The organism is Pedobacter sp. KBW01 (assembly GCF_003852395.1).
Taxonomy (GTDB): domain Bacteria; phylum Bacteroidota; class Bacteroidia; order Sphingobacteriales; family Sphingobacteriaceae; genus Pedobacter.
In genome coordinates, this window is the sequence record NZ_QAJQ01000010.1 from 1 (window position 1) to 17,863 (window position 17,863).

The 17,863-nt window shown below is 42.4% G+C and carries 13 protein-coding genes; 9 read left to right on the forward strand and 4 right to left on the reverse strand.

Annotation, left to right across the window (positions count from 1 at the left end):
• The 3 genes from DBR40_RS10745 to DBR40_RS10755 all read left to right on the forward strand — a co-directional run.
• Nucleotides 1–5,187: YDG domain-containing protein (locus tag DBR40_RS10745; RefSeq protein WP_148090177.1), on the forward strand; the 5,187-nt coding region annotated here is incomplete at its 5' end.
• Between the two features lie 57 nt (nt 5,188–5,244).
• Nucleotides 5,245–6,132: a PorP/SprF family type IX secretion system membrane protein gene (locus DBR40_RS10750; RefSeq protein ID WP_124559751.1), complete on the forward strand. Its 888-nt coding sequence runs from the start codon at nt 5,245–5,247 to the stop codon at nt 6,130–6,132.
• Between the two features lie 57 nt (nt 6,133–6,189).
• Nucleotides 6,190–6,702 (forward strand): hypothetical protein, encoded by a 513-nt coding sequence (locus DBR40_RS10755; RefSeq protein WP_124559752.1) that lies wholly within the window; start codon nt 6,190–6,192, stop codon nt 6,700–6,702.
• 513 nt (nt 6,703–7,215) lie between these two features.
• Here the strand turns inward: DBR40_RS10755 and DBR40_RS10760 are convergent.
• Nucleotides 7,216–8,103, reverse strand: a complete 888-nt coding sequence (locus DBR40_RS10760; RefSeq protein WP_124559753.1) for a LysR family transcriptional regulator — start codon at nt 8,101–8,103, stop codon at nt 7,216–7,218.
• 108 nt (nt 8,104–8,211) lie between these two features.
• On the opposite strand from DBR40_RS10760, the gene DBR40_RS10765 reads away from it, so the two are divergent.
• The 4 genes from DBR40_RS10765 to DBR40_RS10780 all read left to right on the forward strand — a co-directional run bounded on the left by DBR40_RS10765 (nt 8,212) and on the right by DBR40_RS10780 (nt 11,418).
• Nucleotides 8,212–8,730: a GNAT family N-acetyltransferase gene (locus tag DBR40_RS10765; protein ID WP_124559754.1), complete on the forward strand. Its 519-nt coding sequence runs from the start codon at nt 8,212–8,214 to the stop codon at nt 8,728–8,730.
• Nucleotides 8,731–8,732: 2 nt separating this feature from the next.
• On the forward strand, nt 8,733–9,647 hold the full coding sequence (locus tag DBR40_RS10770) for a DMT family transporter (protein ID WP_124559755.1): 915 nt from the start codon (nt 8,733–8,735) through the stop codon (nt 9,645–9,647).
• Nucleotide 9,648: 1 nt separating this feature from the next.
• Nucleotides 9,649–10,152: a GNAT family N-acetyltransferase gene (locus tag DBR40_RS10775; protein ID WP_124559756.1), complete on the forward strand. Its 504-nt coding sequence runs from the start codon at nt 9,649–9,651 to the stop codon at nt 10,150–10,152.
• 279 nt (nt 10,153–10,431) lie between these two features.
• Entirely contained in the window at nt 10,432–11,418 is a 987-nt protein-coding gene (locus DBR40_RS10780; RefSeq protein WP_124559757.1) for an arginase, read from the forward strand.
• A 234-nt stretch (nt 11,419–11,652) separates the two neighbouring features.
• Here DBR40_RS10780 and DBR40_RS10785 read toward each other — a convergent pair whose 3' ends face one another.
• The 3 genes from DBR40_RS10785 to DBR40_RS10795 form a co-directional block, all read right to left on the reverse strand.
• Nucleotides 11,653–12,153: a CinA family protein gene (locus DBR40_RS10785; RefSeq protein ID WP_124559758.1), complete on the reverse strand. Its 501-nt coding sequence runs from the start codon at nt 12,151–12,153 to the stop codon at nt 11,653–11,655.
• A gap of 602 nt (nt 12,154–12,755) precedes the next feature.
• Nucleotides 12,756–14,519 carry a flavin monoamine oxidase family protein gene (locus DBR40_RS10790; RefSeq protein WP_124559759.1) on the reverse strand — a complete coding sequence of 588 codons (1,764 nt, stop codon included), beginning with the start codon at nt 14,517–14,519 and terminating at the stop codon, nt 12,756–12,758.
• A 12-nt stretch (nt 14,520–14,531) separates the two neighbouring features.
• Nucleotides 14,532–15,719 carry an FAD-dependent oxidoreductase gene (locus DBR40_RS10795; RefSeq protein WP_124559760.1) on the reverse strand — a complete coding sequence of 396 codons (1,188 nt, stop codon included), beginning with the start codon at nt 15,717–15,719 and terminating at the stop codon, nt 14,532–14,534.
• A gap of 553 nt (nt 15,720–16,272) precedes the next feature.
• Here DBR40_RS10795 and DBR40_RS10800 point away from each other — a divergent pair.
• Together DBR40_RS10800 and fdhD are read left to right on the forward strand one after the other, a co-directional pair.
• Nucleotides 16,273–16,698, forward strand: coding sequence for a DUF1801 domain-containing protein (locus tag DBR40_RS10800; RefSeq protein WP_124559761.1), 426 nt, complete (start codon nt 16,273–16,275; stop codon nt 16,696–16,698).
• A gap of 283 nt (nt 16,699–16,981) precedes the next feature.
• On the forward strand, nt 16,982–17,857 hold the full coding sequence (fdhD, locus tag DBR40_RS10805) for a formate dehydrogenase accessory sulfurtransferase FdhD (protein WP_124559762.1): 876 nt from the start codon (nt 16,982–16,984) through the stop codon (nt 17,855–17,857).
• The last annotated feature ends 6 nt before the right edge of the window (nt 17,858–17,863 follow it).

A 17,863-nucleotide genomic window follows, 5' to 3' on the forward strand; every position in this document is an offset into this window, starting at 1 on the left:
TCGGCCACTGCCGATATTACAGGCTTAGTACTTACCGGTAATATTACTGCCGATAACAAAACTTACGATGGTACTAACAATGCAAGTATATTAACCAGAACCTTAACTGGTGTACTTCCAGGAGATGCTGCTGATGTTACATTGACCGGTGGTTCAGCAACTTTTAACAATGAAAGTGTTGCCAATGGTAAAACGGTTACCGGAACAGGTATGACCCTTGGTGGTACCAAAGCAGGTAACTATACTTTATCAACGATCAATACCACAACAGCTAACATTACCGTTAAAGATATCACTGGTAATTTTACTGCGGGTAATAAAGCTTATGATGGTAACAATACCGCAAGCATTTTAACCAGAACATTAATAGGTGTGTTACTGGCCGATGCGGCAGATGTAACGCCTACAGGCGGAACTGCTACTTTCAATAACGAAAATGCTGGTACAGGTAAAACTGTTACAGCAACTGGCTTAACCTTAACAGGCACCAAAGCAGCAAACTACAACTTAACAGGTGTTGCTACTACTACAGCCAACATTACCGGCTTAGCTTTAACCGGTGCATTTACTGCCGATAACAAAACTTACGATGGCAATACCACCGCAAGTGTATTAACCAGAACCTTAACCGGAGTATTACCAGCCGATGCGGCCGATGTTAACCTAACAGGTGGTACAGCTACTTTCGGTACAGCCGATGTAGGCACTGGCAAAACCGTTACTGCAGCGGGTATGACTTTAGGTGGTACCAAAGCAGGTAACTATACCTTATCGTCTGTTGCAACAACTACTGCTAACATTACAGGCTTGGCCTTAACAGGTAGTTTTACAGCCGATAATAAAGTGTACGATGGTAACAATAGTGCAACGATCCTTACCAGATCTTTAACAGGAGTATTAGCAGCCGATCTTGCCGATGTAACCTTAACAGGTGGAACAGCAACCTTTGGTGGCATCAATACCGGAAACGGTAAAACAGTTACCTCAACCGGCATGGTATTAACAGGTGCTAAAGCAGGTAACTATACTTTATTTGCCGTAAATACTACTACAGCGAATATTACAGCAAAAGATATCAGCGGAACTTTCACTGCTGCCAATAAAGCTTACGATGGTAATACCACAGCAGGTATCTTAACCAGAAGCTTAATAGGCGTAGTACCAGCTGATGTTGCTGATGTAACATTAATTGGTGGTACAGCTACCTTCGCTACAGCAACTGTAGGCGCAGGAAAAACAGTTACTTCAACAGGCATGACCCTTGATGGAACCAAAGCTGAAAACTATAATTTAACCGGAGTGGCTACCACCACAGCCAATATTACCGGCCTGGCCTTAACGGGTAACTTTACGGCAGGTAATAAAGTGTACGATGGTAACACCACTGCAACGATTTTAACCAGAACCTTAACCGGTGTATTGGCAGCTGATGCAGCCGATGTTACCTTAACAGGTGGCTCAGCAACTTTTGCCGATGCCGATAAAGGAACAGCTAAAACCGTTACCGCAACCGGAATGACGCTTGGCGGAACCAAAGCAGCCAACTATACCCTGGGTACAGTTAATACTGCTACGGCCGATATTACAACTAAAGACCTTACTGCAAGCTTTACAGCCGATAGTAAAGTGTACGATGGTAATACTACAGCCAACATTTTAACCAGAACCTTAACAGGTGTACTGGCTGCTGATTTAGCAGATGTAACCGTTAACGGAGGTACTGCAACATTCAATAACGAAAATGTAGGTACTGGTAAATCTGTAAATGCATCAGGTTTAGTATTGGCAGGAGCTAAAGGAGGCAATTACAATATCACTACTGTAAATGCAACTACTGCAAACATTACGGCTAAAAATATCAGCGGTAATTTTACAGCCGACAGCAAAGTGTACGACGGTAATACTACAGCAACTGTATTAACCAGAACATTAACAGGTGTATTAGTAGCAGACATTGCTGATGTTAACCTTACAGGTGGCACCGCAAGTTTTGCAACAGCCAGTGTAGGTACAGGTAAAACGGTTACTGCTGCAGGCATGACCATTACAGGAACAAGAGCTGGTAATTACAACCTAACCGGAGTAGCCACTACCACGGCGAATATTACAGGCCTGGCCATTACAGGTAATATTACAGCTGATAATAAGGTGTACAATGGCAATAACATTGCTACTATTTCGGGTAGAACATTAACAGGCGTATTAGCTGCCGATGTTGCCGATGTAACCTTAACAGGTGGAATAGCAACTTTTGCCGATGCCAACAAAGGCATAGGTAAAATGGTTACCGCAACGGGTTTAACGCTAACAGGAGCTAAATCAGCTAACTATACTTTAGCATCAGTAGGTACTACCACAGCCGATATTACTGCAAAAGACATTGCAGGTAACTTTACTGCCGGTAACAAAGTGTACGATGGCAATACCACCGCGAATATCTTAACCAGAACCCTAACGGGAGTATTGGCCGGAGATGTTGCTGATGTTACTTTAACCGGTGGAACAGCAAACTTTGCCAATGCTAACATTGGTACAGGTAAAACCGTAACCGCAACGGGTATGAATTTATCAGGTACAAAAGCTGGTAATTACAACCTAACCGGAGTAGCTACTGCTACCGCTAACATTACTGGTTTAACCATTACAGGTAACTTTACTGCGGATAATAAAGTGTACGATGGCAATACCAACGCCACAGTATTAACCAGAACCTTAACAGGAGTATTAGTAGCCGATGCCGCTGATGTTACCTTAACAGGTGGTACGGCAAGCTTTGCCGACGCCAATAAAGGTGCAGGTAAAACCGTTACAGCCGTAGGCATGACCATAACCGGTGCCAAAGCTGCTAACTATACTTTAGCTTCGGTTGCTACCACAACTGCCGATATTACCACTAAAGATATTGCCGGTAACTTTACCGCCGATAGCAAAATCTACGATGGTAATACTACTGCAAATATCCTAACCAGAACCTTAACCGGTGTATTGGCAGGCGATGTGGCCGATGTTACTTTAACCGGTGGAACAGCAAACTTTGCCAATGCAAATGTTGGTGTAGCCAAAACGGTATCCGCTACAGGTTTAACTTTAACTGGAACCAAAGCTGCCAACTACAATTTAACAGGAGTAGGCACTACAAGCGCTAACATTACAGCAAAAAATATCGCAGGTACATTTACGGCTGATAATAAAGCTTATGATGGTAACACCACGGCTAGCATTTTAACCAGAACATTAACTGGAGTAATTACAGCAGATGTGGCCGATGTAACCTTAACCGGTGGTACAGCTAGTTTTGCCGATGCCAATATTGGTACAGGTAAAACGGTAACTTCAACAGGAATGGTTTTAGCCGGTTCAAAATCTGCTAACTATAGCCTAACCGGAGTAGCCACCACAACGGCTAACATTGGAGTTAGAAATATCACCGGATCATTTACTGCCGGTAATAAAGTTTACGATGGTAACACTACTGCCACCGTATTAACCAGAAGCTTAACAGGTGTTTTAACAGCCGATGTTGCCGATGTAACCTTAACAGGTGGTACTGCAAGTTTTGCCGATGCAAACGTAGCTAATGGTAAAACTGTAACCGCTGCAGGCATGGCAATTACAGGTGCGAAAGCAGCTAACTATAGCCTAACCAGTGTAGCAACCACAACAGCAGCCATTACTGCGAAAACCGTTAACGGTAGCATTACTGCCAGCAACAAGATTTACGATGGTAATACCACAGCTACTATTTTAACGAGAACCTTAACAGGAGTACTGGCCGGAGATGTAGCCGATGTAAGCTTAACCGGTGGAAGCGCTACCTTTGCCGATAAAAATGTAGGTACAGCAAAAGTGGTTACAGGTGCAGGTTTACTGTTATCGGGTACCAAAGCTGCCAACTATACTTTGGCCGGTGTAGCTACTACAACTGCAAACATCGATGTAAAACCAATTACGGTTACTGCCGATGCTAAGACAAAAGTTTATGGCGAAGCAGACCCTGCATTAACCTATGCTTTAGCTGCAGGTGCATTAGCAACAGGCGATAACGTTACAGGTGCATTAAGCAGGGCAGCAGGTGAAGTAGTAGGTACTTATGCGATCGCGCAAAATACACTTAGCGCAGGTAGCAATTACAGTATTACTTACACGCCAGCTAATCTTCAAATCACCAGAAAAACGCTGGTAATTACAGCCGATAATAAAAACAAAAACTTTGGCGCAGCTAACCCTGCACTTACAGCAAGTTACAGTGGTTTTGTGGGTACCGAAACTTCAGCGGTATTAACAAGTCCGGTAGTGTTAAGTACAACCGCTACTACAACATCATCAGCAGGTAATTATCCTATTACAGCAAGTGGTGCAGCAGCAGCAAACTATAACATTACTTATGTTGCAGGTACACTAACGGTTAATCCAACTGCACAAACCATTACGTTTGCAGCTTTAGCCAATAAATTAGATACCGATGGTACCTTTACCTTAACCGCAACAGCCAGCTCTGGCTTAACGGTAACTTATACCAGCAGTAACCCGGCAGTAGCGCGGATTATTAATGGTAACCAGGTTGAGATCCTGAAAGCAGGTGTAATTAACATCACCGCCAGTCAGGCCGGAAACGCCGATTACCAGGCAGCAACCAATGTGGTGCAGTCGTTTACCGTAATCGAGAACCCGCCACCGGTAATTACCATTACCAGCAACAAAGGTAACAGCATTAGTAAAGGTGAAGTTGCCGTACTTACTGCAACAGGCGCATTAACTTATCAGTGGTCAAATGCCAATGGTATCCTTAGTGGCCAAAACAATGCTTTACTTACCGTTAGGCCTACTCAAAATACTACTTATACAGTTACCGGTTTTAACCAGTACGGACGTAGCAGCACCAAAACCTTTACCCTCGAGGTAAGGGCCGATTACCAGGTGTTGAATATCATGAACGTACTTACACCAAACGGTGATGGTAAAAACGATACCTGGGTTGTTGAAAATATTGACATGTATCCAAACAACACCGTACGCATTTTCGATCGCGCCGGTAAGTCGATATTTGAAATGAAAGGGTATGACAACAGTTGGGGTGGTACCTTAAAAGGATCTTTGGTTCCTGAAGGCGCTTACTACTATATCATCGACTTTGGTCCGGGTGTCGGAGTAAGAAAAGGATACATCACAATTGTAGGTAATAACTAAGATTTAACCTGCCATAACCAGTTTAAACCGCTGGTTATGGCATAAAAAAGTATAAAGATGAAAACAAGGAAAATGCTTATCACATTGGTGATGTTCGGTCTCAGCATCCCGGCCTTTGCTCAGCTCAACCCTATGGGCAGTATGTATTACCAAAACCTTTACCTTAGCAATCCGGCCATGGCAGGTATTGAAAAGGGCTGGGAAGCTGCTGCAGCTTATAAGGCACAATGGACAGCAATAGAGGGGGCTCCGGCCATGCAGTCGGTAACGGCAGCTTATGGCGCCAATAACAATAAGGTTGGTGTAGGTGCATCATTTTATAATGAGAATATCGGTGTAATTCAACGTACCAGTTTTAAAGGTACATATGCTTACCACCTGCCACTTAACAACGGATCCGATTATCTTGATTTTGGTCTCTCAGCAGGCATCATGAACGAGTGGATCGATATGACAAAGATTAAAGGAAACCAGAGCGATATTTCTTTAACTAATTTTAACCAGCGCAAACTGTATTTTGATGGCGATTTCGGTATAGCTTACCGCAGTCAGCATTTCAACGTTCAGGGATCGGTATTAAACCTGAAGCGCTTTTTGAAACGCGACGATGAAAGAACAGTGGTAGACCGTGCTTCTTATTTTGCATCGGTAAGCTACAAATTTCTTAATCCAGATAAAGTGCTGAGTGTTATCGAGCCAAAAGTAAGCTACAGAGGTATTGATAACTACCGCGATATTGTTGATCTTGGTTTAAATGCACAGTTTTGGGGCAATAAACTTTTGTTTACCGGTATTTATCACACCAGTAATAGTTTCAGCACAGGGGTGGGTACTACTTACCAAAACCGCTTATCGATATTGGCCATGTATACCACCAACACTTCGGATATACAGAATTATGCAAACGGCGAATTCGAACTCGGATTGAAATACAACTTTAGATAAAACTTAAAATGCAAAATCAGGGTAGGGGAAATAACCTTATCTGTCGAATGTTTCAGCATGAAATCCTTTTTATCAGAAATCTCACCGATCCTTTCTTTTTTAGATAGGATCGGTTTGGTTTATAAGCTTACTGAAATTAACGGTCAAACCTTTCTTCCGGGGTTGAAGCTCAGCGAAGGAACCTTAGTTATCGATACCAATAAACTGCTTTATCCAGGCGATATTTTGCATGAAGCCGGGCACCTGGCTTGCATGCCACCCGCAATCAGGCAGGAGATGAGCGATGATTTAGCACCTTCAGATCTCCACCAGGGCGGCGAGATGATGGCTATTGCCTGGTCTTACGCAGCTTGTATTCACCTTAATATCGATCCGATAGTGGTGTTTCATGACGATGGGTATAAATCAGGTGGAAGAAATATCATTGAAAATTTTCAACAAGGTTCTTTTATGGGCGTACCGCTATTACAATGGTGCGGCATGACTTTCGATAAAATACAAGCCGAAAAAAATCAAACCCAGCCTTTTCCCTATATGCAAAGCTGGCTATGCGAAAACAGGCCTAACTAAAGGTTTACTGGTTCATTTGTCATTAGGCTAACCCATAGTTTAATCCATTCCCGATTCAACCTCATTAGGCGCAACTTAAACACGATTTTGACCCTGAGGATTAATTTATTTCATAAAAATCAATATTAGTAACAGCCCTTCTGGGGTTGTCATTCGGGCGGAGTGCAACGCAGCCGAGAACCACGTTAGTGCTCAGCGAAGCTAGATCTGTCTCTATAGATTTCTCCGTTCCGCTACCGGTGAAAAACCGGCTGCTTCAGTCGAAATGACGATTTTCTATTGGGTTTGTCAATGTTAGCGCAGTCGAAGGGCTGTATGCCACTTACCCTAAGTATTGGTTCATTAGGCCAACCCATAGGTTTAGCCAGTCCTAACTCCAAACTTATTACTCCCAACTCAGATACAATTGTATTTGTGGTTACTGTAATCTCAGTGCCCTCTGCGCTTTTCCTCAGCGTTCTTTGCGGTTAAAACAGCCACGGATGCACGGCATAACACGCGCATACCTTGCGGTTAAAACGCCTCCGGCATCAACTCGATCTCCAACAACAGCTTAATAATATTGGCTATAATCGGGTTCTCATCATCGCTTCGCCAGTTCAGGTAAAGATCGGTTGGGTAGGGTAACTGAATGTACCTGATGCCTGGTATGGCATGATGGATATACGAATCGGGCAAAATAGCTACACCCAGTTTCCGGCGCACCAATGCGATAATAGTAGAACCAAATTCAGAGTGCAGGTAAACATTGGGCTGTATGCCGAAAGATTTAAACACATTTTTAATGATGTGGTTATAGCTGCTACCCTCATCCTTAACGGGCAAAATAAATTTTTCAGCAGCCAGTATTTCACGATTCAGCTCATCAACACTTTTAAGCGGGTGATCTTCCGGTACAACCAGCGCGAGGTGATCGGTATAGATTTTTTTTGCGCTAATCCCATCTATTGTATTCTTATCACGGGTTATCACCACATCGAGCTTATAGTTGGCCAAAAATTCATGCTGGTTCTCATACATCACCTGCACCAGTTCAATCTGCAGTTTAGGAAACTCCTCATTTATCCGCGAAGTAATTTGTGGGATCAGCGAACCCGAAATAGAATCGGGGTGTGCAATCCTGATGGTACCATATTCGCCCAGCTGAATTTGACTCGCAAACTTATGGATATGGCTTATCTCGTTGAACTGTTTCGTCCATTTCTCCTTCAAAAACTTGCCTGCTGCTGTAAGCTTTACATTGCGCTTATTACGGATAAACAGCTGGATATCCAGTTCCTGCTCCAAAGCCTGTATCTGTCGGCTCAATGCCGATTGCGTAATGTTCATCTTTGCAGCCGTTTTCCAGAAATGAAGTTCATCGGCTAGGATTAAAAAATATTTGATTTGCTGTAGATCCATTATTGCAATTTATGCATTAATAAATGATAAAATAGCATTTTATTGAATTATTAAGCGACTTATCTTTGTATTATCAATCTGCTTTACAAGCCAGCAAACAACATAAAAATGCATCAATTAACCATACAACAGGTCGGCCCGTCAGCTATTTTAACATTGCAATCCATTAGCCGGCAAATCTTTTTAGAAGCCTTTGCCGATACCACCAGCGAAGCTAATATGAAAGCCTACCTCGATTCGAGTTTTTCGTATGATAAACTGATGGCAGAACTTGAGCACCCCAACTCTCAGTTTTACTTTGCTTTTTCTGAAGGAAATGTAGTTGGTTATTTAAAACTGAATACGGGTGATGCGCAGACCGAGCAAGAACTGGAAGAAGCGCTCGAAATTGAAAGGATATATGTGCTGTCGGCTTTTCATGGTCAAAAGGTTGGGCAGGCCCTGTTAAATAAAGCCTTCGAGGTAGCCGAAGCGCTTCAATGTAAAAACATTTGGCTGGGTGTGTGGGAAAATAACCAGCGGGCGCTCCGTTTTTACAGCAAAGCGGGTTTCGAAGTATTTAACTCACATGTTTTTCGGTTAGGCAACGATGAGCAGACCGATCTGATGATGAAAAAACAATTATAGACATGGGCAAAAAAAATATTTTCCTGGTATTACTCGTTATAGGCACCGCTTTTTGGGGTATATCTTTTTCGGTAACTAAATTATCGATTAGCAATCATTCACCACAACTTTTTTTACTTTATCGTTTTGTGGGGGCAACGCTTGTCCTGTCGATTGTTTTTCGCAAAAAGTTAAAGCATCTTAATTATAAAAGCATTGTTTCAGGAGCCTTACTGGCCATTCCGCTGATGCTTGGGATTGGCTTGCAAACTTTGGGTATTAAACTCACTTCGGCTTCGCAATCTGCATTTTTGGCCGGAACCTGTGTGGTGATTGTACCCATGTTAAAAATGGCCATGTATAGAAAGGTGCCCAACCTTAAAATCTGGATTGCTGCAAGCCTTTCGTTAGTAGGGTTGTTTATTATTTCTGTTAAAAATGGTTTTTCAGTTAATGCAGGCGATATGTTTACCATTGGCGGTGCCATCGCTTTTGCCTACTACCTGATCAGGGTTGAAGAAGAATCGGCCAGGATAGATATTGTGGCTACCATTGTACCCATGTTTGCCACTTGTGCGCTGCTTACTTTTGTGGCGGTTGCCTGGAGTACATCAGAAAGCTTGTTGCCAGCCGACAATACCTTTTGGTTTGGCGTTATTTTCTGTTCGCTTTTTTCAACTGCTTACATGTATTCCGTATCCAACATGGCACAGCAATACATCAGTGCCGAAAGGGTGTCGGTAATTTATCTTTTAGAACCCATATTCGGAGCACTTGCGGCAGCTTATCTCATTGGCGAAGTAATTACCTGGCAGCTTTTAATTGGCGGACTGTTTATCTTTGCTGGCATGGGCATCTCCGAGCTTAAGTTAAAAGTTTTTAGAAATATGTTTAGGACGGCAGGTAAAACCCTTACAACCCATTTAAACAAAAACTAATATGGACGCATTAAAATTCAGGACTGCAACCCGAAACGATTTGCCCCGAATTGTAGAAATTTATAACACTACCGTACCTACCAGATTGGCAACTGCAGATACTGAGCCCGTATCGGTAGCCAGTCGCGAACAATGGTTTAATGAGCACGATAGCACCAGGCCGCTATGGGTAGTAGAAGATACTCAAAACTGTACGCTGGCTTGGGTAAGCTTTCAATCTTTTTACGGCAGGCCAGCTTACCAGGCCACTGTCGAGATCAGCATTTACATCGATACTGAAAGCAGGGGTAAAGGTCTTGGTAAAAGGATTTTAGAGTACTGCATAAGCCAGGCGCCCAATTACGGCATCAAGACCCTCATTGGTTTTATATTCTCGCACAATACACCCAGCTTGCGCCTGTTTCAGCAATTTGGTTTCGAGCAATGGGGGCAACTTCCTGATATCGCCGTTTTAGATGGCGTAGAAAAAAGCCTGACCATATTGGGCAAAAGAATTACAGCATAGGAGTATAATTTCGTTAGCAAATAGCCACGGATGCACAGATGTTATTAGTTATATTTTACTTAGTTAAAATAGCCACGGATTCTCAGAATACACGGATCGTTTTACTAGTGGATTTGTCATAAACCATACGCTTTGGTGCCTCGGCGCTTTTTCTCTGTGTGCTTTACGGTTAAAATTGCACTTAAAATAAAAAAGCAACTGTCTTATTTTAACTTCCAATTCTCACTTCGCTTTCCAACTCATTTTACTTACTTTGCAGCCATAACCAGATATTCATAAATGGAGAACAAGTTGATTAACCCCGAAGCACGTACCATTAAACTCGTTAAAAACCGGTCAGACATTGGTGCCGGCACACGCGGTTCGGATATGGGGATCGATGCCATCGAAATTGCAGCCATTAACAAGGGTAGCGATTATTTTAACAGCTTTCCTTTTGTTGATGAAGAAACCCACAACGAATCTATTTACGATAAAGACCGTAATGCCTTTGCCAAACGTATTGGTCAGGTGTTGCAGCAATGCACGCGACTGGCCGAAACAGTAGCACAAACCCTGACCCATGGCCATTTTCCACTCGTGTTTTCAGGCGATCATTCTTCTGCCCTAGGCACTATAAGTGGTATAAAAGCTGCTTACCCCGATCAAACCCTGGGGGTGGTATGGATCGATGCACATGCCGATCTGCATTCGCCCTACACTTCGCCTTCGGGTAACATTCACGGCATGCCACTTGCTGCTGCCCTGGCTAACGATAATCCTGCGTGGCACATTAATGAAATAAGCGGCGAAACCCTAACTCATTGGGGCCGTATGAAAGCCATTGGTACTCCAGCTCCTAAACTTAAACCCGAACATCTGGTATATTTCGGAGTGCGCGATACCGAGCAGGCCGAAGACTGGTTAATGCAGCAAGAAGGGATTCGCAATTACCGGGCAGAAGAAGTACGGTACCGTGGCCTGGCTACCTGTGTAGAAGAAGCCCTAACGAAACTCTCTGCCTGCAAGCTCATTTATATTTCGTTTGATGTAGACAGCATGGATTGCGATCTGATTTCTTATGGTACAGGTACACCCGTTGCCAAAGGGTTCGACCAGTACGAGATAATCGAAATTATTAACCAGATAATCGATTCTGGCAAGGTTGCTTGTTTAGAAGTGGCCGAGGTTAACCCTTTACTCGATAACAAAGGCAATAAAATGGCCGAAACTGCATTCGAAGTGCTTGAAGCTGTAACTGGTCGTTTAAGTGATACCTTTATCTAATCACATCACTTTTAAGTTAATTGCTTAATGGTTTAATTATTTATCATAGGAGAAGTTAAGATTATTAAGCATGGTATCAATCAATCAATCAATCAATCAATCAATCATGAATTGGCTTTATGATTTGGTTTAAAACAGCCACAGATGTACTGATATTATTCATTATATCTTACTTAGCGCCCTCTGCACCTTCCTCTCTGCGTGCTTTGCGGTTAGAATAATTTGCCCAGCCCCTTAAACACCCACAATCTCCTCAATTTTTCCTAAAATAAATTCCACTGCTTTTTCGCGGATTTCATTTCGCTGATCATCAGTTTCATTGGCCCTAATTACCGTTTCGAAATGATGAAATGCTTTATACCAGATAGAAACATAAATTTGACCAACCTCTTTATCTATAAAATATTCGGTTGTAGGTAGTGAGGCCACGCCTGTAACGGCAACCGCAATAGCGGTATCGGGATATAGTTTTCTTAAACCCACGCACATGGCAAAAGTTGTTTCTTCAGATTCGGCTGTATGATCTGCTATAATTTGTTCATCAACTCCCAGTACTTTCGTTTTTACCGTAGCATCGTAAGTTACAATACTGCCTTTTAATATAGATGAGGCGCCAGAAACTGAAGCGATAGTACTTGATAATAAGCCTGCGGTAATGCTTTCAGCACAAATTAAGGTAAGTCCCTTCTCTCTTAATAAGTTGTTGAAATTGGCAATGCGTGGTATGGAGATCATAATATTAGATTTTGGTTAAGATATTGATTATTTAGTTCATTCACTCGTTGGTTCATTCGTCATTCGTTCATTTGTACTAAGCCATAGTTTTTAAGCGGCATGGTGTACGTTTTTATTGTGGCCAATTTTTACTTTTTTTAAATCTTGCACACACTTTTGTGCCCAAAATTTTTGTGACAGTTTTTTAGGCACATGAAAATTTGTCACAAAATATTTTTAAGCCATGACCAAGCCTGGTTTTTATATTTTTTAATCATCAGGTTTATCATATCCTATTTAATAATGCAAAGCTTTCATAAGCTTTGCATTATTAAATTATATAAATAAGAAAAAAATATTTTATGTGCCTACTGTATTTTTATTTGTAGGCTGCCAGACTTATAAAACAAATCAGATGGTTATCGCATCAATCGGTAGGACAAAGGATAGCAATTAGATGGATAAGGAAATTAAAAAAAAAAGCTGTTAAGCAGAAGAAGGCGCTCAACATCAAACGCTGAACACCTTCTCGATTATTGGTACTTGATTATTGTTTTTTGATCATTGGTATTTGGTTTTTGATTATTGGTACTTGGTTATTGCTCCTTGATCATTCCCCTCCATTACCAACCCAAATAATAATCCTTATCTAACCAAACCGGGCGTTTGAGGCCGAAATAATCCTGTAACATCAGCTCGGCTACACAGAAAGCACCCTCAACCCAGCCTTGCTGATCAGAATAAGCCTCACCAATAATGTGAATCTGCTCATCTGCTACCGGTTTGCGCATATAAGGCATTACATTTTCAACCGAGTAGCCCGCTTTCCACGCATGGTAGCCTGCGCCAAAAGGCTCGTCGGTCCAATCTCTGAAATAGGTTACATAAGGCTCGGGAATGGTTACCTGCGCGCCGTGCAGTTCGCGCAACTGGCTCATCAACTCATCAACCATCAGTTTGGTAGCCTGCACACTATCCAGTTGGTGCAGTTCTTTCAGCGAAGCCGATTTGGCCGGTTTTACTTTGAAAAGCAATTTATCATCGGTAAGTGCTTTCCAGAAAGTTTCCGTTTCCATATCGCCATAGCTGCCCAGCAACATCGAGTTATTGGTTTGCAGATCGGTACCAAAATAATAGCATTGGCGCATTGGTAAATCGGTAATCGAGTGACCCGAATCAATGCCAAGGTCTTTCCACCATGGGTAAGTAAAGCCCATTAATATTTTAAAGGCCGGTTCCATAATTACCGAACGGATATTGTTGTTCAGTACCGAATTTTCGTTAATATCGAAAAAGAAATTATCCTGATCTAAGAGTTCCAGCGATTTCCGGGGCATGGCCAGTACAAGGGTGTTGGCATACACTTTCCATTTGGTATTGGTTTCGATGTTTAAGAAAGTAAGCTCGTATTTATGCGTGTGGATGAACGGATGCGTTTTGGTAAAAGTGAGCAGCTTATTTTTCGCCCATATACAAGCGCCATCATGATCGGTATAGGCATTGGCTACCGCATATGCAATGCTATCATAACCCTCTTCGATGGTTTTGTAAATGGTGCCGGCCGAGAAATCTCCAACCATGTACGGAAAAGCTTCGGCCGAATTCCAGTTAATGGTATTTGAATAATAACCGCCTGCATTGGCTAAAAATTCGTAACCCTCTTGCGAAACCTGATCTTTAATTAAATTCCAGAAACCCAGATCGTTCACCAAACGTTTATCGTAAGGTGAGTTAGGGAAATTGTACACCAGTTTCGGTTTAATGTTATCCCAATCGCGACTTGTTAACTCAAAAGAATAATCATAAATACCAGTACCTTTAATAATCTTGTCGCCATAGGTTTTGGCTACCCATGGATCGGCCATTAGCACATCGTAAATAATTTTATTGAACAGCTGATCAGAGCTGAAACCCAAATCATCGTCATTGAGGTAGTACCGGGTAGTTAGCTTTTCGCCATAGCGTTGCGCCACATTCCAGGCATCCTGCTTAAAATGTTGCTTACGTAGGTAGAATAACAATTCAGAAGGATTGCCCATCGGAAAGGGAACGGGTGTCATTTTATCTTTAAGTACAGGTGTACGTTTGGCCGGATCTTTTTCGCTAAGCGGATAACCCTCAATTAAAGTGGTTACAATTTGCTGCGAAGTGAGGTAACGCATACCACCAAGCTCGCCCCAGAAATTCATACCTGGCATAATTACCGATTCAAGTCTGCCGCCCAGTTTATCGTTCATGTCAAAAATCTGAACCTGGCTGGCATTGTATTTTTGATCGGTTACCAAACGGTAAGCTGTGTACAAACCCGATGTGCCGGCACCAATAATGGCGACTTCAGTTTTTAAATCGGGCTGCATGCCCGTGTTTAAAGGTGTGTTTTTGTTCATAATGAGGTAGTTTTAGAGTGCTTTAAAGAATTTTTGTCCCAGTTGGAAAGGAGTAATGTCGAAATCGGTGTATCCGTCCAGTACCAGATCAGACATAATTTTACCCAGAAAAGGGGTAAACTTTGCGGCCCAACCTGTGGCGTATAACACAATATTTTTATGATTGGGCACATAGCTCGGTGCAAAATCAATTAACAGTTCTTTGTTAGGGATGGTACTCAGCGCAATTAAGCAGGTTGAGGTATATTCGGGCTCTGTGCTTAAGCCTGTCATGTGATCTTTTACCCATTCGGCCGTATAACCCAGCTCTTGCTGATTTGGAATTAAAGTCCTTTCGTTTGGTTCATTTAAAGGCGTAATTACGAAATCGGGTGCTACGCGAATATATTCAGGGTGATCCCAGTCTACCGAGGGGAAACCATAAAACTGGTTGCCGTTTTGGTTATCTGCATTTTGAAACACAAACCAGGTAGGGTATTGTATGGTAGGATCGGTTTTTTTAAAGTAAGCCGACGACATATTCCAGTACGTAGCTTCGATCTTAAAATCGAGCAGGTTAATTACACTGTTAATGTATGGACCGGGAATAATGGATAGCTTTTCGGTAATGTAAATGCCGTTAGGTGTTTCAATTTCGAAAAGTTTTCCCATCTGATTGATTTTGAGTACAGGAGAGTTTTCTTTCAGTTCGACTGTTTCCTGTTTCTGGCACAAACTTAACAGCGTTTCAATAGTAGCTTTAAAATTAATGCTCGCGCCATCGGGTTGAAAAAGTCCTGTATAAGTTTCGGGCAGGTTCTTGAAGTAGTATTTTTCTTCAATTTCTTTGGCCGTTAAAGTGGTGTATGGAACGTTTAAAGCTTTCAGTGCTTCTTCGGCCTCGGCAATGTTACCTTCGGTTGAGTGTACTGCCGGGTCGCCAAACCATAATGTGCCTACCTTATCCAGTAGCGAGGTGCCGGTTTCTCTTTCCAGCTCATCCCAATAGGGTTGGGCATCTAGAGCCATTTGTACCATGTACTCGTCAGGGTAGGGAATGCGGAACTGGCGCGATACGCCTGCTGAGCTTCCAAGTTGGTTAACGAAGGTAAACTGCTCGAGTACCAGGGTTTTAGCCTTTCGTTTACCTAGCTGGTAGGCGGTAGCCAGGCCAATAGCCCCACCACCGATAACAATTACGTCGTAATTTTCTGTAGTCATAAGTTGTATGTTTTATTCTTTTTTAGAATATGTTTGAAAGCAATTGAAAATGAAGAGCCTAAGCCTCAATCCCGGTAACCAGCTATGGATGATCTGGTTTGTATTGAACCGTTAAAAATTAAAGTTAGCTTCCTTATGCCAACAAATTGGTTATGGCAGAGCAGGAAATCCGAACAAGATCACTGTACCGGCTAGCACTGCTAACGGGAAGTAAGGGTTGGGGACTGAAGTGGGACATTTTGAGCTAATTTAGTTTATGGGGACCTAAAATAAATAAATCTGTAAGTGTTTGGTTATCTCAAAACTAAATAATAAACTACAAATTTTTTATACTCAATTGTAAGTAATTTGTTAGTTGGTTCACTGGTTCATTCGTCATTTGTTCATTAGTGCCAACCCATAGTTTAACCCTGTCCCAACTCCAAACTCAACGCTCCCAACTCACCGCGCTTGTCACCCTGAGCGTAGTCAAAGGGGGGAATTAAACATTGGTCATTGAATTACCACTTATTGCTTATAATTTTGTTTATACTCGTAAAAAAAATCACTTTATATGGCTGCTATTAAAACCACCCTCAACGATGCAAGTGTAACCGATTTTATCAATACGTTTGCCGAAACCGAACAAAGGCGCAAAGATGGTTTCGAGCTGTTAAAAATTATGGAAGATTATACAGGTTACGAAGCTAAAATGTGGGGCGCCAGTATGATTGGTTTTGGCACTTATCATTACAAATCGGAGCGGAGCAAACAGGAGGGCGACTGGCCTCTGGTTGGTTTTTCGCCACGGAAAGCAGCCATTTCCCTATACGTTTACATGGGGACCCCTGTAAACGAAGCTTTGCTTAAAGAATTAGGTAAGTTTAAAACGGGTAAAGGCTGTATTTACGTTAATAAGCTGGCCGATATTGATATCGAAGTGTTAAAGAAAATGATGAGCGAAACCATCGCGCGTTTACAGGAAAAATTTCCTGCTTAAGGTTAGTATTTTGGTTCATTAGTCATTTGTTCATTAGTGCCAAACCCATAGTTTAAGCCAGTCCAAACTCCAAACTCACCACTCCCAACTCAACACGGTTGTCATCCTGAGCCTGTCTAAGGTGGTGAATTATTTACAACGAAACCTTATTTTTAACCTCCTTACACCGCTAGGTGTTTAGAAAAATCAATGGAGAATATCTACCTTAGTAAAAAGCAATGGTAGCCATAAAATAAAGCTTTCCAGTAGCTAATGCCAGTTTTTTACCACAAATTAAGCTAACATGAAATCACTTTCTGATGTTTCCCTTCAAAGCGCACCTCAAACTGCCTATACCGGAAATGTAGCCATTAAAAAGGTACAAGATGGGGTGGGGTACGAACATCACGATCTGCTGGCTATCGAAGAACCCTTGGAAATCAGGCTTACAGGTAGCAAAGGGGGACAGCAGGTGTTAAACAGTATTTCTGTAACCATGCGCACACCCGGAAATGACGAGGAACTGGCCAAAGGTTTCCTGTTTACCGAGGGAATTATAAACTGCGATGCAGAATTGCAAAAATCGGAAGTATTTGTATGCGGCGAAGGTCGTGAGAATATCATAACACTGGAACTAAAATCTTGCGAGATCCCGGATTTATCGGCTAGCGAACGCAATTTTTACACCACATCCAGTTGTGGTGTTTGCGGAAAATCTTCTATTGCAGCCATTCGTACCCGGCAGCCTTTCGCAGCAGCAACCATTTACCAGGGCTGTATCGATGGTGAGATCCTTTTGCAGTTGCCCGCTATCATGCAAAGTCAGCAAGATTTGTTTTCGGCAACAGGCGGACTGCATGCCTGCAGCCTTTTTAATAGCCAGGGGGAGCTGCTTGATTTAAAAGAAGATGTAGGGCGGCATAATGCCCTCGATAAGTTGATTGGAAAGGCCTTTACCGAAGGTTTGTTACCGCTTAGGGAGCATATTTTATTGCTTAGCGGCAGGGCAAGCTTTGAATTGGTACAAAAGGCAGCCATGGCAGGCATCGCCACTATTGCGGCCATTGGTGCACCATCCAGCCTGGCTGTTGAGCTGGCCATCGAATGCAATATTACCCTAATCGGTTTCCTTAGGGGCAGAAATTTTAACATTTATACAGGCGCCCAGCGCATTAAATAATACAGA